Here is a 23,910-nt window from a genome sequence, read left to right on the forward strand (position 1 = left end):
ACCAGAGTGGGAGCCGTCGTATCCGCTTTCGCACAGCACTCACGCTGGAGGACCCATGCCTTCTTATCTCTCACCGGGCGTGTACATGGAGGAAGTGTCCTCCGGCTCGAAGCCCATCGAAGGGGTCGGCACCGCAGTCGCCGCCTTCGTCGGTTTTGCTGAGAAGGGCCCGCTCGACGAGCCTGTCCTGGTCACCAATTGGACCCAGTTCACCGAAACCTTCGGCTCTTTCGTCGAGGGGACGTACCTTGCCCAGTCGGTTTACGGGTACTTCCTCAACGGCGGAGGCTCGGCGTACATCGTGCGGGTCGGCGGCCAGAGCACCGGGGATACGTCAGAGGCCGGTGCTCACGTGGAGCTCGAGCCGCCGGCCAAGGCCCTTCCTTCGGGCTCCGGCCCCGGTCAGCCCCTGGTGGTCCGTGCCCTGAACGCGGAGCCGGACGCGCCGACGGTCACGGTGAAGGTCGAGCAGGCCTCCGAGCCGACACCCGACCACTTCAAGCTGGTCGTGCACGCGGAAGGAACAGACGGCGGCGAGGGCCACGAAGAGGTCTACGACAACGTCACCGCCCGTCGAGGACCGGAAAGCGTGTACAGCGCGGTCCGCAAGTCCACTCTCATCACGGTGGAAGAGGTCAAGGGCGCCCCCGTCGCTGTGCCGCAGGTGGGAGCCACAATCGTGCTGCGCCCATCCGCCCCGTCCCCCGCCCCTGGGGAAGAGCCGGGGTCCACGCCGGTGGTCACCGCGGACGACTATGTGGGCAGCCCCGCCGACCGGACCGGCTTCGCGGGCCTGGAGGCGATCGACGACGTGACCATGCTGTGCGTACCGGACCTGATGGCCGCCTACCGCGACGGCAGGATCGATGACGAGGGTCTCAAGGCCGTGCAGCTCGCCATGATCGCCCACTGCGAGCTGATGTCCGACCGCGTCGCAGTCCTCGACCCGCCTCCCGGTCTGCGCCCGCAGAAGGTCAAGGACTGGCGAATGAACGTCGCCGGCTACGACTCAAAGTACGCCGCGTTGTACTGGCCGTGGGTCAAGGTGATGAACCCGGCGACCGGTAAGCCGGAATTCGTCCCGCCGAGCGGTCACGTGTCGGGGGTATGGGCACGCAATGATGCCACTCGCGGCGTGCACAAGGCACCGGCGAACGAGGTGCTGCGCGGCGTGATCGAACTCGAGTCGGGGCTGACACGAGGGGAGCACGACCAGCTCAATCCGATCGGCGTCAACTGTGTCCGCAGCTTCCCCGGGCAGGGTATCCGCATCTGGGGCGCCCGTACCCTGAGCAGTGATCCCGAGTGGCGCTACCTGAACGTGCGACGACTCTTCAACTTCGTGGAGAAGTCCATTCTCACCGGCACGAACTGGGTGGTCTTCGAACCAAACGATGAATTCCTTTGGAATTCGGTCCGCCGCACGATCACAATGTTCCTGCGCAGAGTCTGGAGCAGCGGAGCGCTTTTCGGCCAGACGCCGGAGCAGGCATTCTACGTTAAGTGCGACGCGGAGAATAATCCGGAGGAGAACCGGGATGCCGGGATCCTGACGGTCGACGTGGGGATCGCCCCGGTCAAGCCAGCTGAATTCGTCGTGTTCCGTCTGTCCCAATTCTCTGAAGGCTCCAGTCTTAACGAATAGATTTCGGCGGCTGCGACGAGGTGACGTATGTTCAATGCGACGGATGTCGTCAGCGCTCCCAGATTCTATTTCCAGGCGGATGCCTTGGGTATTGGTCTGAGTTTCTCCAAGCTGTCCGGAATCACTTCTTCCGTAGAGGCCGGTGAATACTGGCACAGCGGCCGATACGGCGTCAGCCTCTCCAGGCAGTTCGGCCGGGGCCGGCCACCGACCATCACCTTGGAAAGCGCATTCGACATGGCGAGCTTCTCCCACCTGTTCATGTGGCACACACTCGCCCGCATGAACAATCCGGTAGCGAAATCGCCAGCGCAGTTCTCGATCATGCGGTCCGACGGACAAGTCATGGGCAGTTACATGCTGGAGAACGCTTGGTGCTCCAAGTTCGATATCGACCCGGTGGCTGCAGGACAGGGAATGCCCGTCATGCGTGTGACGATCGAATGCGACCAGATCATCCCTGGCCCCATATCTCCCCTCAAAATTCCATGAACCATCTAGCCAGATAACGGAGGCCTACCATGGCTGGCCAGAATCCCGACATCCTCAGTTCTGCAAACCTCATGCTGGGGGTTGACAGTTATTCAGTCCCAATCTCAGAGATCAAGAGCGTGTCGAGCTCCGTGGAGAAGCATGAGTTGCTTTTCTGTGACGAAAGGGGAACTCTTAACCACACCAAGCAGTACGGTAAGACGGTCCCCCCAAGCGTCACTCTTTCCGCCCCCCTTATCCCGAAGTTTCTCAAGGTAATTTGGGGATGGCACGAAGCCGTACGGGCAGGTACACCCGCTGCACGTCGCGACGCGCAGTTGATGGTTACGCCTAAGGGCGGCGGCTATAAGGTCACCTACAATCTGCATCTCGCCTGGTGCACCAAGGTCGACCTCGGAAATGTGAAGGCTGGTGCCACGGAATCTGGCCTGGTGAATTTCACGTTGGAATGCGACCACATAGAACTCATCTTCAGCGGCGGCGACGGCGCGTAAAGGAAATCGATATGATCGATCAGCTGGCTCAGTCGCATCACGGTGACATTGAAGCCGTGACGGCCGGTGTGTGCACACAGTATCCGTTCGTGCTGCCTCGCGGGTTCGTCGACGCATCCGGCACCGTGCACAGGGAGGGGGTCATGCGGCTAGCGACCGCGCGGGACGAAATCGCGCCGCAGACCGACGCCAGGGTTCGCCAGAACCCGGCATTCCTCACGGTTCTGCTGCTGGAGCGCACGGTCATGAGACTGGGCACGGTGCCGGTCGTGGACTCCTCCGTGATCGAGCAGCTGTTCGCTTCCGATCTGGCTTTCCTCCAGGACCTCTACCGGCGGATCAACCAGGACGGCTTCACGGAGGTCGAGGTCAACTGTCCCGGTTGCGGTCAGGTCTTCGGCGTGGACATCGCCGGTGATGCCCCGGGGGAATCCTGACGTACACGGCCGACCGCCTCTGGGAGGAGGCCGTGTACATCGCCTACTACCTGCACTGGCCGCTCGCCGAGATCCTCGGCCTGGAGCACGCGACGCGCCGCCGGATCATCGCAGAACTCGGAATGATCCACCGGCGCCTCGACGGCGCCTAGCCAGCAGCTAACTGACGGCGCCCGACCAACGACCAACCCACGACAGGGGACGAACATGCGCTGGCCATTTCGACGACGCACCGAGCGCTCCGCCGAGCTGCCCGGCAGCGGGCGGCAGGCACCCCTCGTGCCGCCGGCTCCGTCCAGGCCGCGCAACTGGGCACGGCTGCCCGCCCTCACGACGACCGTTTCCATGCGGCCCATCACGCTCGCTCCTCCCCTGCGCGCGCCAAGCGTGGCCGGGACCCGGCGGATGACAGAACCACACACCGAGCTACGCCATCCGCGCACGCAGCGGCCAACCGCTACCTCTGCAAAAGCTTCACCAGAGATAGGGGAGAACGCGTTCCCGGCGGGCTTGGGGCCCGGCGGGTACAAGCTGCCCGCACCGCCCCCGCCCGGCCTGGTGAGCGGTCTCGCTGTCCCGCTCACACTCGCCCCGGAGGTGTTCAATGCTCCGGCGACGCCAGGCCAGTCCGTGTCCGCCCTGGAGGCCGAGAACCCACTACAGCCGCCGCCGACTCCCGTGCACCCCCGGCGGGTTCCTGTCACACGGCACCAGAGTGACGCGACGGCACGACCAGAGCTCACCAAGGCCGTCGACGAGTACGTCGGCCAGCCGCACGCACCCGAGGAGCAGCCGCACGCACTTGAGGAGCAGCAGGACGGGATACCGTCACAGGATCAGTTCTACGATGATCTGAGCGGCATGGGTGACCTCGGCGCCGCGCTAGCCGCACTGGCCGCGTTCAGCCAGGACGCGGATCCGCCGTCATCTCCGTCCGCGTCGCCCGAACCCGCCGCCCCGAACCAGGAGCAGCCTGGTCGTCCCTTGCACCGGGCAACACTGGCCCAGAGCCGCCGGATGGGCCTCGACGGCCGGGAACCCACACCACTTCCAACAGACTCCGTCCATGCCCAAGACGACGACGGAGCGGGCGAAGCGGGAGTCGGCCCCCCCGATTCCGGCGGTACGCCGACAGCTTCAGCAGTTGATTCCGGCGGTGTCCCGACGGCCACCGCGGCCCTCCCCTCGGCCATCACGGAGTCACCGCGCGTGACAGAGCGCTCCGAGGACACCGAGAGCGACGGGCGGGAAGAGGCCTTGGCGGCTCAGGTTCCCCGCACCTCCGACGAAGCCGCTGCCGAGGGACACGTCAACGACGCCCACAGTCCCGACATGATGGTCGGCGGGCATGCGGCCGTTAAACCGAAGCCCACGGGACCGGCCGCGTCCAGCACGCCTTCCGCTGAGCTCCAGCGCGACGATCTGCCGCCGTCCCCGGACGCCACGTCAGCACGAGGGCAGTCGGCGCAGCGGCTGGAGGAGGGCCGCGCCGATACAACACCCCATCCCCGGCAGCCGCGGATGGTCCACCGGCCCGAGCCGTCGGAGGGCAGCCGACCGCAGTCCCGTCCGGCGCAACGTCTGACCATGGCCGAGAGCGAACCGGAGCCGCTGGTGCCCCGCTCGCTCCCCTCGAAGGGAGTCGGCCTTGGTGCCCCCATCTCCCGGCCTCTTCCTCCCGTCGACCCCGCCTCAAGCGCACCGGCCGTGCTCGGTACGAGCTCGACGGCAGGCCCTGCACCAGATGGCTCCGGCTCCGGCCTGCTCGAGGCGATACTCAACGGCGGGCCTCCGACCGCCGCACAACACCCGGCCGGTGTGCCGCCATCTTCGGACCCTGCTGATCCTCCGGCTGGGATCACGCATGAGCCGCCAAAGACGCCCCCCAGCGCACACGCCGAGCCGGCTGAGCTCAGCGGCCCTGACCAGGATGCTGGTCAGGGCCGCCCCACCGGAGTGACCCATCGGGCGAGTCCGGAGCCGCCTCCTGACCCGAGAATGGAACCGGAGCTAGAGGCTCCAGGCCGCCCGGTCGGCGTGGTCTACCGGGCGATCCTGGCTCCCCTGCCAGCCAGGGTGGAGGATGCCCAGGAGGACGAAGGCCCTGGCGTCAGAGGCCGCCCGGCGGGCGACAGGCGTACTGAGACCCCGCCTGCCGGCGTCGCCGCCGACCTGCGTTCGGCACTCGGCGTCGATGTCTCCGGGATTCCCGTCCACCGTGGCCCGGAGGTCTCCCGGCAGGCTAAATCCTTGTCCGCGCGTGCTTTCACCACGGGCGGCGAAGTGTTCCTGCCGGACGAGGCCGGACCGATGGCTGATCCCCGCACGCGAGCACTGCTCGGGCATGAACTGGTGCACGCGGCGCAGCAACGGATGATGGGGCCCTCCCAGCCGACCGAGAATTCCGAACTCGGGCAGCGGCTGGAACAGGTTGCCATTGACACTGAGGAATGGCTGGGGGGCGGGCGCGCGACGGCGCCGCTCTCCCTCACCGATCCGACCGCCACCCGTGTCTTCCAGCCGTCCGGCGAACCGACGCTGCCGCACGGTGCCTGGCCTCCAGCGGCCCCTGGCTCGAGTGCCTGGAGCGCTCCCGTCTCCACGGGGGTGCAGCGTGCGACGGAGCAGGCGATGTCCGCCGCTGAAACCTTCACTCTGCCCTCGGCCGGGTCGCTGCCGACGGGCTCCGAGCTGCCCCCTGTGCCCGCTCACGTCGATGCCACGAGTCACACCACCGACTTCATGAACGTCACGCCTTTCGTCTGGCCCCCCGGTGGGAATGGCCTTACCCCAGTCATGAATGTCGTCGGCGCCGTCACCGCCGACCCCGGCGAAGTAGCCGCCCTGCGTGACGCCGTGACCGAGCTGAAGGCGTCCGTGACCGAGCTGCGCGAGCAGCCCGCTCCGGAACCCGCGGCCGCCCTCGACAGCCCGGCGGCACTCGACGAACTGGCCGACAAGCTCCTTCCCCGGATGCGCCTCGGTCTGCGTCACGAACTGCTCATCGACCGGGAGCGCGCCGGGCTGCTCGGCGTCTTCGGACAAGGAGGACGACGATGATCTCACCTTCGAGTGTCTCCACCAAGGCAACGGAGTTCCTCTTCGGCGAAGTCGGTGTCAGCCACCGGTTCATCGTGGAGATAGACCGCGGCGAGTTCGCCTACAACCTGGGCACCTGGTCCAAGGCGTCGGGCCTGACCGTCAATTGGGGCAAGGTCGAGTACCGCTGCGGGGATTCGAGCGTGATCTGGGTCGGCCGCAGCAAGGCGAGCTATCAGCCCATCAAGCTGTCAAGGGCGGCCTGCTCGGCATCGAAGACAGTACAGCAGTGGCTAGTCGAGACCAGCCGCACGCCCAAGCCACTGAGCGGAGCTATCAAGATGGTCAATTTCATGGGAATGACGGTCGTCGAATGGAAGCTCAAGCAGTTCTTCCCGATCGCCTGGGGCATCGACCCCCTGGACGCTGGTGGTTCCAGGCCGGTCATGGAGACCCTTGACCTGGCCCACGGCGGATTCCTCGACGACGAGCACACGTACCGATGACCTGACGACCGCCGAGGAGACATCATGGCCATGCTTCAGCCACCCCGTTCCCTTTCGTCCAAGCCTCCTGCCGGCATGCCCGCGACGGTCGCTGGGGCGACGCCATCTGGTTCCGGCGCGAACGACGTCTACGGGCTGGCCACTCGCTTCAAAGTGAAGATCGACAATACCGGCCGTGATCTGGGCGGCTGGTCCGCCTGCTCGGGTCTCCAGGTGACCTTCAGCCACGAGTCCTACGAGGTGGGCGGTCTCTACGAGCACCCGCTGGCGTTTCCGGGAAAGATGACCTACAGCGACGTGACACTCGAACGCGCCATCAGTCCGAAGAGCAGCGACACCGTGCGGAAGTGGCTGATCGAGGTGCGCGACAAATGGATCAACGGCGACGGTGACACACCGTGGGAGGGCGACACCGTCACCATCACGTTGTTCGGAAGCAACGGATCGGGCGCGGTAACGAGCTGGACGCTTCTCCATGCCATCCCGGCGTCCTGGAGCGGCCCGACGCTTAATGCCCAGTCCGATGGAGTGGCCACCGAGAAGCTCGTCCTGCACCACTACGGATTCCTGGACTGAGGTGCAGAGATGAGCACATCTCCCCCCCCCGGCGGGCTGTCCGCACCGAACAGAGGTTCGGCGCCCGGAGAATGGCATAAGGGGACGGCGCAGCAGGGAGCCCCACGCAGTCGAAACGCAGTCGCCGGAGGTCATCGGCCGAAGATGACGCTCACCGACGAGGCGTCAAAGCAGAAGGTGCCCTTCGCCTACTGCCCTCCCAAAATCTCACTCCAGCAGAGCGCCAAGGTCGAGACGAACGGTCAGACGGTGTACCGCAAGGAAGAGGTCGTCGACATCGACGCGCTGGCCATCAGTCTGCCGACTCTACGCTTCGAGGGACGGCAGCAGCTGGCGTACGTACCCATCCTGCTGAGCTGGCTCGACCAGGAGCCGGGTGGGCAGTCGGGGGACGGCAAGAAAAACCTTGCACCGCCACCCAGGCAGTTGCGGTTCGATGTCGGCGAAGCGCTGTCGTTCCCGGTGCTACTGAAGAAGGTCTCCGCCAAGTACACCAGGTTCGACCGCAACGGCCACGCCGTCCGCGCCGATGTGGCACTCACCCTGCAGGTGTTCAAGGTGCGGGTCAAAGGGCAGAACCCCACGTCCGCAGGCCCCGGTGGCGGCAGCACTCACGTAATCACCGAGGGCGACAACCTGCAGCGCATCGCTGCAACCACATACGACAACCCCGCAGCCTGGCGCGCCATCGCCACGGCGAACGGGATAGACGACCCCCTGCGTGTCAGGAACGGCGACATCGTGGCGCTGCCCCGAGCGGGCCGGTCGGGCCAGAACCATTCGTGACAGCACGCTGAGAAAGGCAGGTTGAGGTGACCCCCGTCGTCAGCAACACCGCCGCCCTGCCGCAGGGGCCGCAACGCTCCGCCTGGCAGCCGTACATGACCCTCACGAGGGACACGGATCCTGAGGAGTCGGTCGTGTTCCAATACAACCCCAACCTGGTCACTGTGGAGAAATCCGCCCAGCTCAAGAATGTCGGCGGCGCAGTGGTGTACGAGGAGCGGGTCACCGACGCGCACGCCCTCAGCATCACCCTGAACGGGCTGATGTTCGAGGGGCAGCGGAGCATGGCCGCCATCGAGCGCCTGCTGAAGTGGGTTGCGGAGCCGGGCTGGGTGTCGGCCACGCCGTCGCAGCTGGCCGACGCGGGGGGAAAGACCGGGAAGGAGCCGCCGAAGAAGAAGGCTTCCTTCGCGCTGGGCGGGCATCGGCCCTCGGCACCGGGGCCCGATGCGGGCCGGGGCAGCGGGAAGCCGAACCACCGCGTGTGGCAGAAGCGTCTGAGGCTGTGCATCGGCGACATGAAGAAGCCGCTTCCGGACCTGGTCGTGCTCAGAAAAGTCGACGTGTCCTACACACGGTTCGATGCCGTCGGTAATCCGATCCGGGCGCAGGTGGCGTTGTCCCTTCAGGAGGCGGAGATGCCGCCGCCGCCGCAGAACCCCACCTCCGGAGGACCCGGCGGTGGCCGAACACACCTGGTCACCGAAGGTGACAACCTTCAGCGCATCGCGGCAGACACCTACCACAACCCCTCGGCATGGCGCGACATCGCCACGGCGAACGCCATAGACGATCCGCTGCGCGTCCAAAACGGCCGCAGCCTGATGCTGCCGGACGAAACGGATCAGGGGCGATGAGCCATGACGACTGAACGCGTACACGAGGAAGGCGGACCGGCATGAGCATTCCCAGCACCGTCCCCGGCAATCTGACCACGGTCCTGCCGTCGGTCTTCGTCGGGTCGGTCGGCGCCGCCACAGCCGGCCGAGAACTGTCCGAAGACGTGACGGACCGGATGGAGCGGCTTGTCGTGGATAGCCATCTTCACCTGCCCGACATGTTCGAGATCACCTTCGCGGACAGCAGGGGGGACACGCTGGCCACCGCAGGGATATCTGTCGGCGTGGCGCTTGAGGTCTATGCCGGGACTGCGGACAGCGGATCCGCCGAGCTCCTGGTGGCGGGTGAAGTCACCAGCGTGGAGGGCGTGTTCGCCGGTTCGCTGGTCCGGACGGTGGTGCGCGGCTACTCCCGCGACCACCGCCTGCAGCGGGGCCTTCGCAACCGCACCTTCGCCGACATGAAGGACTCCGACATCGCACAGGAGATCGCCACGCAGGCGGGTATCGCAATCGGCACCGTCGAGGAGACCCGAACCACTCATGCGCACATGCCCCAGGTGAACCAGACCGACTGGGACTTCCTGTGCTGGCGGGCCGGGGAAGTGGGATTCGAGTTCGGGGTGGCGGAGGGAAAGTTCTTCTTCCGCAAGGCGTCGGGAGTCACGTCCGGCACTACCGGGGTCGACCTGAAGTTTCCGGTCACTCTGCGCGCTTTCCGGCCGCGGGTGACGGCCGGCAATCTCAGCCCGGACACCGAGGTACGGGTGTGGGACCCTCTGGAGGCGAAAGTCATCAGCGCGACGTCCACAGCCGACAGCGACTCGGTGGGCCTGGGCGGAGCCGACGCTGGCCAGTTGGCGGGCGTGTTCACCCCGGCACGGCCAACGCCGCCCGCACCCGGCAACCCGGCCCTGGGCGACCTGGGGCCCGCGCCAAGCGACACCGCGTTCGTGATGTCAGACCGACCTCTCGCGTCCGGGGCGGCGATCACTGCTGCGGCGGAGGAGGTCGTGGCCGGCGTCGCAGGACAGATGGCCGGAACGTTCGCCGAGGCCGAAGGCGAGGCGATCGGTAATCCGCGGCTGACTGCGGGCTGCGTTGCTTCCGTGTCCGGTGTCTCCGAGCAGTTCACCGGCGACTGGGTGGTCACCAGTGCCCGGCACGTCTTCGGCAATGGCCGGTACCACACCTCCTTCGAGGTCAGCGGCCGCCAGGAACGTACGCTGCTTGCCCTCACATCCGGCGGCACGGCGCACGGCCGCGCGCCGCGGATCGATGGCCTCGTCTGCGGAATCGTCAGCAACATCAACGATCCGCAGAAGGCGGCCAGGGTGAAGGTGACCCTGCCGTGGCTGTCTCCGCAGTTCGAGTCCGACTGGGCGTCTGTGGTGCAGTTCGGCGCGGGCCAGCGCACCGGTGCGATGTTCCTCCCGCAGGTCGGCGACGAGGTGCTCGTCGGCTTCGAGTTCGGTGACCCACGCCGCCCCTACGTCCTCGGCGGCATCGTCAACAGCAAAAGCGCCTACCAGCTCGGCGGCGACCCGCTGAAAGTCCAGGGCGAGACTGCGGCCGTGGCATGGCGCGGCTTCGTGTCCGAAGCGGGTAATTTCCTGGCTTTCCATGACGAAGTACCGCCCGGCGACGGCGCGCCGCCGACCGCCTCGCAAGTGGTTCTGGGCACCTCCGACGGTGCAATGGCGCTCACGATCGACCAGGTCGCGGGCACGGTGGCGATCAGCTGCAAACCGGCGCCGCCGAACAGCAAGTCCCAGGCGGGCGAGCTCACGATCGCCTGCGGAGACACGGGCACGATCAACATCAACACCGGAATGGGCGGCAAGGTCAATGTGACCAGCACTGAGGTGAACCTGACGGCACAGGCCAACCTCAAGATCGCGGCACAGGCCAACCTCAAGATCGAAAGTCAGGGCCCCGTCGAAATCAAGGGCAACCCCATCAAGCTGAACTGAGCGTACGGCGAATTGTCAGGAGACCTGCATGACAACCGACTTCGTGGGATCGGGCTGGAGCTACCCGTTGGCCATCCAGGGCAACGGCGCCTTCGCACTGTCCAGGGGCGCGGACAAGCTTGAACAGTCCATGCGGCTGATCCTCTCGACCTACCCCGGCGAACGTCCGATGCGCCCGGCCTTCGGCTGCCGACTGCGCGACTTCGTGTTCCGGCCGACCACGGACAACGTCGCCGCCGAACTGTCCCAAGAGGTCAACAGCTCGCTGGTGCGGTGGGAACCACGGGTCGAGGTCGAGCAGGTACTTGTCTACCCGTCCCAAGACACCGAGGGCCTGCTCCACATCGACATCAGCTACCGGATCAGGGCCAGCAACGACCGGCGCAACCTGGTCTTCCCCTTCTACACCATCCCCGAGAACGAGAGCGAGTGACCATGGCGCTCCCCGCACCCCATCTGGACGACCGGCGCTTCCAGGATCTGGTCGACGACGCGAAGCGCATGGTCCAACGCCAGTGTCCGGAGTGGACCGACCACAACGTGTCCGACCCTGGCGTGACCTTGATCGAGACCTTCGCGTTCATGGTCGATCAGCTCCTGTACCGGGTCAACCGGATACCGGACCGGCTGCACGTGACCTTCCTCGACCTCATCGGGCTGCGCATGATGCCACCCACCGCGGCGCGCGCACCGGTCACCTTCTGGCTGACCACACCGGCCCGTTCAGCCATGGTGATCCCCATGGGTACCAGGGTTGGCACTCCGCGCTCGGAGAACGTCGAGTCGATCACCTTCTCCACCTCCCAGGAGCTTCGGGCGCTGCCCTGCACGCTCCACGCCGTGTGCGGGCGAGCAGCGCAGACGGAGGAAGTCCTGGACCACACTGGGGAACTCGCGCGGTCGACGCCTTTCAAGGCCTTTTCCGTCGAGCCGTCGATCGGCGACGAGTTCCTGATCGGCCTGGACCAGCCAGTGCCCCGGTGTGCAGTCAGGCTGGAGTTCGACGGCCGGGTGGAGGGCGTCGGCGTGAACCCCGATCGCCCGCCTCTGGTGTGGGAGGCGATGACCGGTGACTCATGGACCGAGTGCGCTGTCAGCCGGGACGACACCGGAGGCTTGAACCGGCCGGGCGAGGTGGTGCTGCACGTCCCTCCCGGCCACCAGGCTGGCGTGGTGGGCGGCGTCCGGGCCGGCTGGCTGCGTGCCCGAGTCGTCACCCCCGACCCCGGTCAGACGCAGTACAGCGCAAGTCCGCTGGTACAGGGCCTGTCCGCCGCGACCATTGGTGTAACCGGAGAGGTTGTCAATGCGGAGATCGTCGAGGAGGAGACACTCGGTTCGTCCGAGGGCGTGCCTGGACAGGTATTCAACCTCCAATCCGGTCCCGTTCTCACCGGCATGGCCGAGAGCGTGGTGGAGGTCAGCTCCGAGGAGGGCTGGGTGGCCTGGGAACGGGTCGAGGACTTCGCCGCCTCCGGCCCGACGGACCGCCATTTCATCCTCGACGGTGTAGCCGGCGAGGTGGTGTTCGGGCCCGCCGTCCGAATGGAGGACGGGACCATGCACAATCACGGCGCGGTACCGCCGCGAGGCGAGGCCGTCCGGATCCGCCAGTACGCCATCGGGGGGGGCTCCGCGGGCAACGTCGGTCGGGGTGCGATCAGCGCTGTCAAGTCGTCGATCCCGTGCGTGGCCGCTGTGGAGAACCTGGAGTCCGCACACGGCGGCACCGAGGGGGAGACCCTGGAGCAGGCCAAGAACCGCGGCCCGATGGTCCTGCGCACGCGCAGCCGCGCGGTCACCGCGGAAGACTACGAATGGCTCGCGCGCGAGGCGGTACCGGAAGCAGCCAGAGTGCGCTGCATCACAGCGGGCGAGGACGGCGTGGCGGCAGGCACAGTCAGGGTGCTTGTCGTGCCGGCCGCCGCAGTTGATAGACACCGTGTCCGGTTCGCTGATCTCGTTCCTCCGGAGGACCTGCTCACCCGGTTGGCGGAACGGCTCGATCAGGTCCGGCTGATCGGGACGCGAGTCGTCGTGGAGCCGCCGCGCTACCGAGGGCTGACCGTGGTCGCCAGGTTGGTGGCACGGCCGCGGGTCGCCACCGAGCGAATCCGGGAGGAGGCGCTGGAGGCACTCTACGCATACCTCAGTCCACTGCCCGGCGGCGGTCCGCGAGGCCAGGGCTGGCCGTTCGGTCGCGCAGTCCAGTCCGGTGATCTGTACGCAGTGCTACAGAAGATCCACGGCGTGGAGTTCGTGGAGGACGTACGGATGTTCACCGCCAATCCCGTCACCGGCGAGCGAGGTACCGAGACACGCCGGGTGGATCTGGATGCCAACAGCCTTGTCTATTCGTTCGACCACCAGGTCCGCGTAGAGGAGCACTAGGGAGAGATCATGATCGTCTGTCGGGAGTGCGGTTTCCACAACACTGACGGGGACACCTTTTGCGGCTCGTGTGGAAAGTTCCTGGAGTGGAGCGGCGAGCGGGTGGCACCCAAGATCGAGCCACTGCCGCCCGCGCCGACGCCGGAAGAGGAGCCGCCTTCTCGACGCGGCCTGCTCGCGCGGATGCATGACGCGTACAGCGCCGTGGTCGTCGGTCCCATGGAGTCGCTGCCGAATCCACCGCCAGGGGCAGGTCCGCCCGGCCTTGGCCGGCCCGGCGCGCCCCCACCACCGGGTCGAGGCGCACCGCCGCCCCCACCACCGGGTCGAGGCGCACCGCCGCCCCCACCACCGGGTCGAGGCGCACCGCCGCCCCCACCACCGGGTCGAGGCGCGCCTCCCCCACCACCACCGCCCGGCCGAGGCGCACCGCCGCCCCCACCACCGGGTCGAGGCGCGCCTCCCCCACCACCAGCCCGAAGCACACCACCGCCCGGTGGTGGCACACCACCACCACCGCCCGGCCGAAGCACGCCTCCGCCACCACCCCCATCCGGCCAAGGCGCGCCTCCCCCACCACCAGCCCGAAGCACACCATCGCCCGGTGGTGGCACACCACCACCACCGCCCGGCCGAAGCACGCCTCCGCCACCACCCCCATCCGGCCAAAGCGCGCCTCCCCCACCACCAGCCCGAAGCACACCACCGCCCGGTGGTGGCACACCACCACCACCGCCCGGCCGAAGCACGCCTCCGCCACCGGCGGAACGAGCGGTGGCTCCGGTGCCACCAGCACCGTCAGTCGACGACGCCTCCGGCGCGGCCGGTGCGCTCGCCGCACCAGTGGTCCGGGATATCCCTGACGTGCGGCCCATATCGGTGGTCGCGGAGCGGCCGCAGCAGCCAGCGAACCGCCCATCGGCCGGCGCTGGTCTCGACGAGATGCTGCCGCAGACCGGCGAGCACCGTGCGGCCCCGGTGCGCCGCACCGCGCCGCCCAGCCGACGGCTGCGCGCCGGCGACCTGGTCTGCGGTGACTGCGGGGAGGGCAACCTGCCCAGCCGCAAGTTCTGCAGCCGATGCGGAGCGTCGCTGGAAACCGCGGTGGAGCAGCGTCCGCCGTGGTGGCGCAGGATGCTGCCGCACCGTGGGCCCAAAAGACTGAAGGCTGGGGAGCGGCCCGGCAAGCCTGCGGGCACTAAAACACGCCGGTCCATGGCCAATGCCAGCCGTAAGATACGCGCGGGTATCGCCATAACAGTCATCCTGTGTGGAGTTCTATACGGGGTCTATCCGCCATTGAAGGAAGCGGTTGACGGGCGTGTCAGTGCAATCCGCGACTGGGCGTCCCGCTTCGCCCAGAAGAGCCTATCCCCTGAGCATCCCGTCTCCGTCACGGCGAAGGCCCAGGTCAAAGACCACCCCGGTACGCATGCCACCGACAAGCTCACCAATACGTACTGGCTGGCTCCGTATGGCGCGAACGCGAGACCCTCACTGGACCTCAAGTTCGACAAGGCTATCGCGCTCCGCAAGATGATCATCACAGTCGGCGCGACCAAGGAGTTCGTCAAATATCACCGACCGTCGGTGCTGCAACTCTCCTTCTCCAACGGCACAACTCAGCTGATCAATCTCACCGATACCCCGAAACCACAGCAGTTCGGTATCGAGAAAGCCATCGGCGTGAAGAGCGTCCAAATCACTGTGCTCAACGTGCGCGAGGCACAAAACGCCAAGCATGTGGCGATATCCGAGATCGAACTGTTCGGGGTCGGCTGACGCCACCCCGGGAGACAACGAGGTGACTCTATGCGCACGATGGTGCCTGAACTGAACACGCCGTATCCGCTGGGTTCCATGCTGCCCGCGGTGTTCCAGGAGGACCCGGTGGCAATGCGGCTGACCGACGCACTCGATGCTGTCCTGGCGCCGGTCATCAGCACACTGGACTGCCTCCACGCCTACATGGACCCGCGGTTGGCCCCGCCGGACTTCCTTGCCTGGCTGGGCGACTGGGTGGGCCTTGAACTCGACGATCGATGGCCACCTGAGCGGCAGCGTGCACTGGTACACCGCATGATCATGCTCTATCGGAGCAGAGGTACCGTCGACGGACTTCGCGAGCATGTAGAACTGGTCACCGGGGCCCAGGTGGACGTCCAGGACAATGCCGGAGTGGTGTGGTCGACGACGCCCGGCACCGACTTCCCAGACACGGGAGAGCTCCTAGTCACCGTCCGCGTCCACGGGGTGGATCCTGAATCGGTCAATGCCGATGCCGTGGACGCGTTGGTCGCCGCCTCGAAGCCGGCATACGTGCCGCACCGTGTCGAGCTGTCGGAGCCTTGACACAGCGGGTGCCATTCACGAGCGCTTGCCAAAAGGGGCGGTACGGATTTCTCGTACCGCCCCTCTCACAGTGAATGCGTCATTCTCGGAGAATAATTCGGCCTGTCGGCTACCGGCGGATCAAGAAGCCCGGCGGCTGCAGCGTGCCCAACACGACCAGTACGGATCCGTCCGCGGAGAGCGTCGTTCCCGGCGAGGTGACCCGCACCGGCCAGGTGCCCACGACGCCATGCGCGAAAACGGGCAGCGACATCACGAACTCGCCGCTCGCGTCGGTCGTCACCGTCGCGCTGGAGCCGCCCGGCGCCTGCATGGTCCCCACCACCGGATGGCGCGCGGGGAAGCCGCTACCGCTCACCGTGACCACTCGGCCACCCGGTACCACGGTGGGCGAGATCTGCACGGACGGGACCACGCCGGTCGCGGACAGACCGACCAGGTGAGGGCCACCGGGTGCGGTATCGGTGAACTGCAGCGCCCCGGGCCGCGCCCCCGGCCCGTGCAGGGTCGCCACCACGTGCACCTGGCATGAACCACCCGGCCGCAGTGTGACGCCGGAGCATCCGTCGCGGACGATTGCGTAATCACCGGGGAAGAGCCTCGGCCCCTCCAGGACCTGAACGGCCGTGACGGTGTAGCTCGTGGCCCCGCTGTTGGTGACAGTCACCGCCTCAGGCTTACTGGGCGAGAGGGCCAGGAGCTGACCAGGGACGACGAGTGTGGAAGGGCTAGCGCGGAAGACTCCGGGCCCCGGGGGCGTTGTCGGCGGGCTCGGGGGCACCACCGGCGGCGGCGTCGTTGCCATGCCCGTCAGGGAGAGGGTCACCGGTTCTGCCGCCCCGCGAATACTCACTCTCAGATCGGCGGTTCGCGGTCCGTTGCCCTTCGGTGCGAAGTTGATGGAGACCAGGCAGGTCTCCGTCTCGTGCAGCACTGCTCCGGTGCACGTCTCTGCCGGGTTCACGCTGAACTGGTCGGCGTCTGGTCCGGCCACGCTGACTCCAGTGACGCGCACGGGGCCGAACCCCGAGTGGTGCACGACCAGGGTCATGGTGCCGCTGCTCGTCCCGAAGTCCAGCGGTGTGCCCCGCAGGGTTGGCTGGAATTGCCGCACGAACGTGTCCGATTTTCCGTTCGTGTCACCGCTGAGCAGGTCGCTGGCGTGGGAAGGGAAGGCCACCATGCCGCCGTCGGCCGACAGCGCGGGCTGAAAGCTGCCGTCGTTGCCCCCACAGGGTGCGCCGACCGGCGCACCCTGAGCGCAGGTGGTTCCCGGTGAGGCGAGTTGAGCCGGCAGCAGGGGCTGACCTGCCGCGGTCCGCGCCGCGTCGACCGCCAGGTCACGCACCACGACTTGTTCCGGTACTTGAACGGGCGCGCTGGAGCGGTCGACCCCGTCGTACAGCCCCGGCACGTTCGTGAGGAACGCCAGATACCTGCCGTCCGCGGACAAGGCGGGAGACCAGCCGTCGCCCGTCTCGCCGCTGACGAGGGTGGATGTGAACTGCTGGCCACTGCCCGGGCCGAAGAAACCGTCGCCGTCCGGGTCCCGGTTCATCACATACAGCTGAGGGCCCGGTACGCCCTCGTCTGCCGCTTGCACGGCGAGAGCGACTACCCGGCCGTTCCCTGAAACGGCGACCTGAAGAGGGGGCTGGCCGAGTGGTGCTCCCGATGTGTCGAGGTCGAGGCGGGTGGCCGATCCGACCTGCGCCCCGACTCCCAGGACGACGTCCTCCACCTGCGACGACGGGCAGCCGCTGCAGTCGGTCAAGTAGACCAGGTGCGTTCCGTCCGCGGACAGCGCCGGTGAATGCGTGGGTCCGCCTGGCAGGGTGTGGTAGAGGTTCTCCGTCGGCGCCGTGAGTTGGCCGTTCGCACCGATCCCCAGCCGGGCCACCACGACGTTGGTGGCAAAGTTGCTCTGGTTCGTCTGCACCCAGGCTATGGTGGCGCCGTCCGCGGACAGGGCGGGCGTGGAGTTGGCGTAGATCCGATCGCCGGAACCGTCTGTTCCCTGCCGGCCGATCAATGTGTAGCGGTAGTCAGGTGAGCCGTCGGGCAGTTCGCCGTCCAGTACACCAGTTCCCTGCGGGTCACGGTCCACGATGACCACGTCGCTCGTGGCATCGGTATCGCCGTCCGGCAGGTTGGTCGCAGTCGTCTGGAAGGCTACATAGCGGCCCGAAGCCGAGATCGACGGACCGAAGCTGTGCCCGTTGGCCGGTTGTGCTCCACGGCTAATCAGCGTGGTGTCCCCCCGCTGTTGATCCCTTGCGTATACAAGATCCACGACGGGCGCGCCGTCGGCTCGCGCCTGAATGACGACGGCATCGTAAGCGACCATGCTGTCGAAGGCGACGTGCCGGCCGTCGCCCGAGATCGCGCTCTGGGTACTGCCGAGCGTGGAGATATCGGCGGCGTCTCCGCTCTGTGAGCCGTCATCGGTCACTGATACCCGCGTGGTGGCTCCTGGCGCCAAACTCGCGGCAGCCGCGGGCGAAAGCAGCGGTGCCAGGGCCGTCGTGGCAAGGAGCAGTGCGGCCAGGCTGCCTGCCGTACGCCGTAGCGTGGCGGGGCGTCTTCGTCCGGACGGGAGCATGGGAGTCTCCTCACCTCTACGTGTCGCACAGCCGACCCTAGTGATCCCCCTCGGTTCTCATGGCAGCCCAAGGGGACGACAACGACGACGGGTTCGCAGCCCGATGAGGCACATCCCGCTACCCCGCCCCGTTCCCTCACCTGGCTACTCCCGGGGCGCATAGTGAGCCCACACTCGCTCCCATGGGCGTAACAGCATCTTTGAACCGCACCCACTTCGAGGTTGTCCCGGGAGCCGAGGCCGTCTGCGAAGTGCTCGTGCACAACTCCGGAGACCTCGTCGACCAGTTCACCGTTGAGGTGATGGGCGCGGCGGCCGAGTGGTCCGCGGTCGAACCTCGGGCGGTCAATCTCCTCCCAGGCACGGAAGCGGCGGTACGAGTCGTCTTCTCCCCGCCACGGAGCTCCGAGGTGCGCGCAGGGGCGGTTCCCTTCGGCATCCGGATCCGCTCCAGTGAGGATGCGTACGGGTCGGTGGTGGAGGAGGGCGAGGTAACTGTCGCCCCGTTCGTCGAAGTGACCGCAGAGATCGTGCCGCCCACGGGCCGGGGCAGCCGCAGGGCGAAGTACCGGCTTGTCATCGACAACACCGGGAACCAGCAGGTCACCGCCGAGGTGGCGTCTGTCGACCCTGACGACGAACTCCAGATCGAACTGCGCCCCCAGGTCGTCGAGCTGCCGCCGGGTACCGCGACCGTCGTCAAAGCGAAGGTGGCGCCGAACAAGCGCTTCCTACGGGGGGAACCGAAGACACACCAGTTCCAGCTGGTCGTGCTTCCTGAGAACCAAGATCCAGTCACCGCGAACGGGACGATGCTCCAGCTTGCGCTGTTCCCCCGCTGGCTGATACCAGCGCTGGTCGTACTCGTGGTGGCAGTCTTGGCCCTCGTCGCCCTGTGGTACACGCTGCTGAAGCCGAGTGTGAAGTCCCTCGCGCAGGAAGCGACGAGCCAGCAGGCAAGCCAGGCAGCCGATGCCGCCGAGAGTGCCCAGGCCGCAGCGGCCGATGCCGCCGACGCGGCGTCCGATGCCCAGGGGGGATCGGACCAGAACTCGTCAGCCGGTGCAGACCCCAAGACGAAGCCTGGTGCCAGCCCGTCGCCGAGCGCAAGCAGTGGGGGCAGCGACTCGACCAACAACGGAGCTACCGGACCGGTCGTCTTCCGCATCGCGGCGTCGGCGAGGCCCGTGACCGACGGCTCCTTTCAGCGATTCAGTTACATCGCGCCGAAGCAGGCGACCGTGTCGATTTCCGACATCGTGCTGCAGAACCCGCGTGGCGATACTGGCCTGCTCGAGCTGCGCATCGGCGATCATGTGATTCTGCAGCAGGGCATGGCGAACTTCCGGGATCTCGACTACCACTTTGTCGCCCCTCTCCAGGTCGCCAAGGAAGAACCAGTCGTGGTGGCGGTGAGCTGTACGACTCCCGGTTCGGGCCAGACCAGGTGCACCCCGTCGGTGTCGTTCTCCGGCCGACTCGGCAAGTGAGGTTCGACCACGCTTTCCGTGAGCCGGTCCGCTGGACTTGCTGAAGGCATGCGCGGTACTCGGTTTCGCGAAATCCCGATGCGCCCGGCCGAAGCGGACGTGCCGCTGTTGCTGGCGCTCCCCCAGATCCGGCTCCCATCAGCCACTCGGAACGGCGTCGGCGGGGCATGATGCCACCAGTGCCGACGCTGTTCTTAGCTGTTTCCTGCACAGGACAACCGAGAGGCACCTCGCCCTGGAGACGTGAACGACGTCACGCCGAGCCCGCCCCCTGGACGTGCGTCACCCCTTAGGGAAGCGCCGGATGCATCCTAGGGAACAACCCCAGTGTGGAGTTCGGACCACTCGGCACATACTCCTGCGTATCCACTCAAGGAGCGCCGGATGAACACACAAGTACCTATTCACCTGTATGCCTCCGATCCGCTCTCGCAAGCGGGACTCGCCAGCCAACTGCGTTTCCAGCCAGAGATAAAGATCGTGGACTCTCAGTCGGGCGAAGCGGATGCAGTCACCATCGTCGCGGCCGACCGTGCCGATAGCGAGACCATGCGGGCGCTGCGCACCATCAGTCGCAAGGGCTGCACTCGGATCGTGCTCGTCATAGGGGCGTTGGATGACGCCAGCCTGCTGGAGGCGGTCGAGAACGGGGTCTGCGCCGTGATCAAGCGGGCCGATGCCACCCCAACGCGTCTGGTCGAGATCGTCACACGTGCCTACTCAGGAGAGGCCGCACTGCCGCCCGATCTACTCGGCCGGCTGCTCAAGCAGGTGTCACGGCTTCAGCACCAAGTGCTCTCCCCCATGGGGCTCAATGTCGCGGGACTGTCTGATCGTGAGATCCAAGTGCTCAAACTCGTCGCCGACGGACTGGATACCCGTGACATAGCCACCACGCTGAATTACTCCGAGCGAACAGTGAAGAACGTGCTGCATGACGTAACCAGCAGACTGCAGCTTCGCAATCGATCACACGCCGTAGCCTATGCGATCCGCGAAGGGCTCATCTGATTCACCTGCGATGTCGGCCCGGCCCGGCCCGGGCCGACATGACGGTGGCTAATTCCCCCCCCAGCACCACCCTGCTCTATTCATGAATCCAGGAATACATTCTTCCCGGCGGAGAGTTCCGCTATCACCTGAACCATCATATCGTGGCGCACGAAATAGAAGTCCGGATTCTCGTATATAAAATAGTCCTGACGAGATTCAACCTTGCAAACCCTCCGGATCTTCCCTACATGCTCCGTAAGCCCTTCGTCGAAGTCGAACTTCTTACCACGCCGCCAACTGTCATGGAGAAGCAAAAGGAGTACACCACGAGTACCCTCTTCATAATCCATGAAATGGGGATCCGCCGACAGCGCGAACACGTCGGGGGGGCATTGCACGTAGTAACAATGTTCGAACTTCCCCGGCCCGCACTGCAACTTCCTCAACACGTCAGCACCAATCACCTTGACGTCTCCGATGAGCTCCGCACGCGAGGCAAGACTCCACTCGACTGTACGAACGAATGTTCCGCTACCGGCTGATTCCGCCGTGTAATTTGTGAGCCCGTCATCAGATTGACAATTCCGTCGCACTCCCCCTGCACTCTCCCGGCGTGTAACAGATTTTACAAAATCCTCAAAGCTGCTGTCGACTACCTCGCCAAGAAGCCCGATACTGCCCACACAATAGCGGAATTCGATCAGCGGATCGGCGCCGCCCGACACGCTGATACCCCGAGTTTCAATTTCACGGTCGTCACAGTTGACACGTAGCGCAGCCCTGAAATCTATAGGCGCAAGGGAAATCCACCAATGGGCTAGTTGCTGTAATTCGTCCACCAGCCTCGAGTCGACCAGTCCGTGCTCCTCAAGCTCTTGGGCAGCTGACTGAATCACGCCAACCACAACACTCAGGATCTCTGCAGCATCCTGACGGCTCTCGATGTCTCTGATCAGTCGCGTGCGCTCGTTGTATGTCTCGATCCCGCTGACTAAATCAATCGCAGCCTGGATCTCTTTCGCGTAACTCGCATATTCCTCTCGGGCCTGAGCCGCCTCAAGCCGGTCGACAAGATCACCGAGATCGGAGTAGTCATAAATACAGATGCATTCCAGCAGTGACACAGCAAGGACGTCCACGTCCTCAGGCAACTCGGGGACGATCCTTGGGATTCCCTCACCGTCCGGCCACTCAACTATGTCTGACACAGCCGGGACTCCTTCCGCCGCCCTAAGGACCATCAGCTACTGGCATACTCGGCTTTCATCCCAAGCGGGGCGGATTTTCAACGCGATGCGCCGGGCTGCAATCAGCAATTATGCTGCGCCCGGGAAGGGAAAAGCCCTCCCTCGAGGGAAGCCGATCGGCGCTTTTCGGCTACCTCAACAGGCAGGATGGGAGTGACCGAATTGCCGAGCCTTTTCCTACCGCACGACGAGTGATATCGAGGGGAGAGGACGGCCTTCACGGTCTAAGACCGTTTCCTACGTGGTGACGCGGACGAGTCGTTTGTAGCAGCAGAGGGCGGCAGCGAGGCCGAGAAGGCCCAGGTAGTTGCGGAGATCGCGCTCGTGGCGAGGGCTTAGACGTCGGTAGCCGGACAGCCGGACATCGTCCGCTCGATGACCCAGCGGCGGCGGCCCAATCGTTCGCTGGACTCGATGCCTTTGCGGGCGATCCCTACGCCGATACGTTTGCCACGCAACTATTTCCGCGGGTCGGCGCGGTCGTAGGCTTTGTCCGCGTGGACGCGCTGGGGCTTGAAGTGGCGGCCGCGGTGGGGTCGTGTCTCGTTTCGTGATCCTGGACGAGACGCCGACGAGGAGGGGCAGTCCGTTCGCGTCCGACAGGACGTGCATCTTGGAACCAGCTTGCCCCGGTCCACGAGGCTCGGACCTGTGTGTTCGCCCCGTTACCGTTTTCGTGGCCCCGCAATGGGGTTCCCGGTCTCCAGGTCCGGCATGACTTGCGCCCCTTGTCGATCATGGTCGAAAAAGTGGTGTCACCGGGCCAAGAGGCATTGGCAGAGGGGCGTGACCGCTCGCCTTGTTCGTCGAGGTGAAGCAGGCCCTCGTAACGTGGATGCCGGCACGCTGATGTCGCAGGCGAGGCCGGGAGGGGACCTGCTGGGGAGGGCTTATGCAGCACGACGGCGAGATCGACATCTACCTAGGTCTGGACGTCGACAAGGGCGAACATCATGGCACAGCCATCACTCCGGCGGGCAAAGGTGTTCGACAAGCCGCTGCCCAACAGCGAACCGCGGCTGCGTCAGCTGTTCGGGAGGCCGGGCGTCCCGGGATGAGACAGGAACAAGCCTTACACCGCCCCACCTGTCACCCCATCCGGCCGAAGTGCCCCGACCGCCCCCACAACCTCACCGCCACCACGATCCCGCAGTCCATGAATCGTTAGGGGTACGAGCATCACAGATGAAAACGACCTCTACTGTTCTTTTCGTTAGTTCCGTGGGGTTGGTGGCTGGATGGTCAGGCCGGTGTGGGTGAGGAAGGACCAGGGCAGCTGCTGGTTCTGGTTGATGCGGTGGATGCCTTGTTCGGTGGCGTCGGCGACATCGGCGAGGTGGTCGCCGGCGACGTTGGCGAGTTCGCCACAGAAGTTCCACCGGGTTGAGCTCGGGTGCGTCGGCGGGTAATCGCTCGAGCGTGAGCCAGTCCTGTTCGGCGGCCCGGGCCCTCATCGCACGGCTCCAGTGGGCGGACAGGCCGTCCCAGACCAGCACTACTCGCTCCCCGCGGTAGAACGCCTTGAGCTGCTTTAAGACCTCGATGAGGGCGGTGGTGTCGTAGCTGCCGGGCTTGAGATGGAACCACAGACGCGGTCCGCGGCCGGGTCGGTGGCGTGGTAGCCGAGGGCCGCGGCCATCGAGGCGCGTTTCCAGTTCAGCCGATGCCGCAGGAGCGGGGTGCGGCCGCGGGGTAGGTGCGGCGGACCTGGGGCAGTAGCGAGACGCCTGATTCGTCGAGGAACACGATCCAGGCACGTGTGTTCACCGCCCCTTCTTGATGCGCGGCCACTCGTGCGCGATCCAGCGGGCGATCTCGTACTCGTCCCGCTCTACCGCGCGACGCTCCGGGCGCTGCAGACTCCACCCCAGTCGACCCCTCTTTTGCAGCCGCAAACTGCTCGGGTCGATCGCGCACCGAGGTCGTCAAGGATCACGCGGTAGAGCCTCGCCCGGCTCCGGCTCCGGCTCCGCTGAGCGAACCGGCGGCCTGCTCGAGCAGCTGCGCCCGGCCAAGCAGCTGGTCGCGGACGGTGATGGCTCCAGCCA

Annotated in this window: 22 protein-coding genes and 2 pseudogenes; 18 read left to right on the top strand and 6 right to left on the bottom strand. The window is 66.1% G+C overall.

Features of this window, described 5'->3' with window-relative positions; all coding sequences use genetic code 11:
* The first annotated feature begins 55 nt into the window (after positions 1-55).
* From ACZ3IJ_RS27470 to ACZ3IJ_RS27530, 13 genes are all read left to right on the top strand, one after another.
* The gene (locus ACZ3IJ_RS27470; RefSeq protein WP_467472414.1) at positions 56-1,645 is read left to right on the top strand and encodes a phage tail sheath family protein; all 1,590 of its coding nucleotides are present in this window, start codon (positions 56-58) and stop codon (positions 1,643-1,645) included.
* A 27-nt stretch (positions 1,646-1,672) separates the two neighbouring features.
* Positions 1,673-2,137 (top strand): phage tail protein, encoded by a 465-nt coding sequence (locus tag ACZ3IJ_RS27475; protein ID WP_467472415.1) that lies wholly within the window; start codon positions 1,673-1,675, stop codon positions 2,135-2,137.
* Positions 2,138-2,166: 29 nt separating this feature from the next.
* A complete protein-coding gene (locus tag ACZ3IJ_RS27480; RefSeq protein WP_467472416.1) occupies positions 2,167-2,631 on the top strand; it encodes a hypothetical protein in 465 nt (154 codons plus the stop codon).
* Positions 2,632-2,642: 11 nt separating this feature from the next.
* Positions 2,643-3,068 carry a hypothetical protein gene (locus ACZ3IJ_RS27485; protein ID WP_467472417.1) on the top strand — a complete coding sequence of 142 codons (426 nt, stop codon included), beginning with the start codon at positions 2,643-2,645 and terminating at the stop codon, positions 3,066-3,068.
* Positions 3,065-3,220 (top strand): DUF6760 family protein, encoded by a 156-nt coding sequence (locus ACZ3IJ_RS27490; protein ID WP_467472648.1) that lies wholly within the window; start codon positions 3,065-3,067, stop codon positions 3,218-3,220. The genes ACZ3IJ_RS27485 and ACZ3IJ_RS27490 overlap by 4 nt, the downstream gene beginning before the upstream one ends.
* Before the next feature lie 1,924 nt (positions 3,221-5,144).
* Complete coding sequence (locus ACZ3IJ_RS27495; RefSeq protein WP_467472418.1) at positions 5,145-6,128, top strand: eCIS core domain-containing protein; 984 nt, start codon at positions 5,145-5,147, stop codon at positions 6,126-6,128.
* Positions 6,125-6,613, top strand: a complete 489-nt coding sequence (locus tag ACZ3IJ_RS27500) for a phage tail protein (RefSeq protein WP_467472419.1) — start codon at positions 6,125-6,127, stop codon at positions 6,611-6,613. Before ACZ3IJ_RS27495 ends, ACZ3IJ_RS27500 begins: the two co-directional genes overlap by 4 nt.
* A 24-nt stretch (positions 6,614-6,637) precedes the next feature.
* On the top strand, positions 6,638-7,189 hold the full coding sequence (locus ACZ3IJ_RS27505; RefSeq protein WP_467472421.1) for a phage tail protein: 552 nt from the start codon (positions 6,638-6,640) through the stop codon (positions 7,187-7,189).
* Positions 7,190-7,333: 144 nt separating this feature from the next.
* Positions 7,334-7,975, top strand: coding sequence for a hypothetical protein (locus ACZ3IJ_RS27510; protein ID WP_467472422.1), 642 nt, complete (start codon positions 7,334-7,336; stop codon positions 7,973-7,975).
* Positions 7,976-8,001: 26 nt separating this feature from the next.
* Positions 8,002-8,832 carry a LysM peptidoglycan-binding domain-containing protein gene (locus ACZ3IJ_RS27515; protein ID WP_467472424.1) on the top strand — a complete coding sequence of 277 codons (831 nt, stop codon included), beginning with the start codon at positions 8,002-8,004 and terminating at the stop codon, positions 8,830-8,832.
* A gap of 41 nt (positions 8,833-8,873) precedes the next feature.
* Positions 8,874-10,787: a phage baseplate assembly protein V gene (locus tag ACZ3IJ_RS27520; RefSeq protein WP_467472427.1), complete on the top strand. Its 1,914-nt coding sequence runs from the start codon at positions 8,874-8,876 to the stop codon at positions 10,785-10,787.
* Between the two features lie 28 nt (positions 10,788-10,815).
* Positions 10,816-11,220 carry a GPW/gp25 family protein gene (locus ACZ3IJ_RS27525; protein ID WP_467472430.1) on the top strand — a complete coding sequence of 135 codons (405 nt, stop codon included), beginning with the start codon at positions 10,816-10,818 and terminating at the stop codon, positions 11,218-11,220.
* Between the two features lie 2 nt (positions 11,221-11,222).
* Positions 11,223-13,178 (top strand): putative baseplate assembly protein, encoded by a 1,956-nt coding sequence (locus ACZ3IJ_RS27530; protein WP_467472650.1) that lies wholly within the window; start codon positions 11,223-11,225, stop codon positions 13,176-13,178.
* 7 nt (positions 13,179-13,185) lie between these two features.
* On the opposite strand, the gene ACZ3IJ_RS27535 is transcribed toward ACZ3IJ_RS27530, so the two are convergent.
* Positions 13,186-13,974 carry a hypothetical protein gene (locus ACZ3IJ_RS27535; RefSeq protein WP_467472431.1) on the bottom strand — a complete coding sequence of 263 codons (789 nt, stop codon included), beginning with the start codon at positions 13,972-13,974 and terminating at the stop codon, positions 13,186-13,188.
* 68 nt (positions 13,975-14,042) lie between these two features.
* Here ACZ3IJ_RS27535 and ACZ3IJ_RS27540 point away from each other — a divergent pair, with 68 nt between their 5' ends.
* Positions 14,043-14,960 carry a zinc ribbon domain-containing protein gene (locus tag ACZ3IJ_RS27540; RefSeq protein WP_467472433.1) on the top strand — a complete coding sequence of 306 codons (918 nt, stop codon included), beginning with the start codon at positions 14,043-14,045 and terminating at the stop codon, positions 14,958-14,960.
* A 30-nt stretch (positions 14,961-14,990) separates the two neighbouring features.
* Complete coding sequence (locus ACZ3IJ_RS27545) at positions 14,991-15,530, top strand: phage tail protein I (protein WP_467472435.1); 540 nt, start codon at positions 14,991-14,993, stop codon at positions 15,528-15,530.
* Positions 15,531-15,639: 109 nt separating this feature from the next.
* Here ACZ3IJ_RS27545 and ACZ3IJ_RS27550 read toward each other — a convergent pair whose 3' ends face one another.
* Positions 15,640-17,982, bottom strand: a complete 2,343-nt coding sequence (locus ACZ3IJ_RS27550) for a choice-of-anchor D domain-containing protein (protein ID WP_467472437.1) — start codon at positions 17,980-17,982, stop codon at positions 15,640-15,642.
* A 332-nt stretch (positions 17,983-18,314) separates the two neighbouring features.
* Between ACZ3IJ_RS27550 and ACZ3IJ_RS27555 the strand changes: the two genes are divergently transcribed.
* Together ACZ3IJ_RS27555 and ACZ3IJ_RS27560 are read left to right on the top strand one after the other, a co-directional pair.
* On the top strand, positions 18,315-19,622 hold the full coding sequence (locus tag ACZ3IJ_RS27555; protein WP_467472439.1) for a COG1470 family protein: 1,308 nt from the start codon (positions 18,315-18,317) through the stop codon (positions 19,620-19,622).
* Positions 19,623-20,006: 384 nt separating this feature from the next.
* A complete protein-coding gene (locus tag ACZ3IJ_RS27560) occupies positions 20,007-20,633 on the top strand; it encodes a response regulator transcription factor (protein ID WP_467472440.1) in 627 nt (208 codons plus the stop codon).
* A gap of 80 nt (positions 20,634-20,713) precedes the next feature.
* Here ACZ3IJ_RS27560 and ACZ3IJ_RS27565 read toward each other — a convergent pair whose 3' ends face one another.
* Complete coding sequence (locus ACZ3IJ_RS27565; RefSeq protein WP_467472442.1) at positions 20,714-21,823, bottom strand: hypothetical protein; 1,110 nt, start codon at positions 21,821-21,823, stop codon at positions 20,714-20,716.
* A 276-nt stretch (positions 21,824-22,099) separates the two neighbouring features.
* Positions 22,100-22,524, bottom strand: a pseudogene (locus ACZ3IJ_RS27570) (transposase); the annotation flags it as partial.
* 230 nt (positions 22,525-22,754) lie between these two features.
* On the opposite strand from ACZ3IJ_RS27570, the pseudogene ACZ3IJ_RS27575 reads away from it, so the two are divergent.
* Positions 22,755-22,902: pseudogene (locus tag ACZ3IJ_RS27575) on the top strand (IS110 family transposase); the annotation flags it as partial.
* A 90-nt stretch (positions 22,903-22,992) separates the two neighbouring features.
* On the opposite strand, the gene ACZ3IJ_RS27580 reads toward ACZ3IJ_RS27575, so the two are convergent.
* Positions 22,993-23,517 carry a transposase gene (locus ACZ3IJ_RS27580; protein ID WP_467472652.1) on the bottom strand — a complete coding sequence of 175 codons (525 nt, stop codon included), beginning with the start codon at positions 23,515-23,517 and terminating at the stop codon, positions 22,993-22,995.
* Between the two features lie 108 nt (positions 23,518-23,625).
* Complete coding sequence (locus ACZ3IJ_RS27585; RefSeq protein WP_467472443.1) at positions 23,626-23,757, bottom strand: winged helix-turn-helix domain-containing protein; 132 nt, start codon at positions 23,755-23,757, stop codon at positions 23,626-23,628.
* Positions 23,758-23,910: the final 153 nt, after the last annotated feature.

Source organism: Streptomyces sp. NPDC013317 (assembly GCF_055563155.1).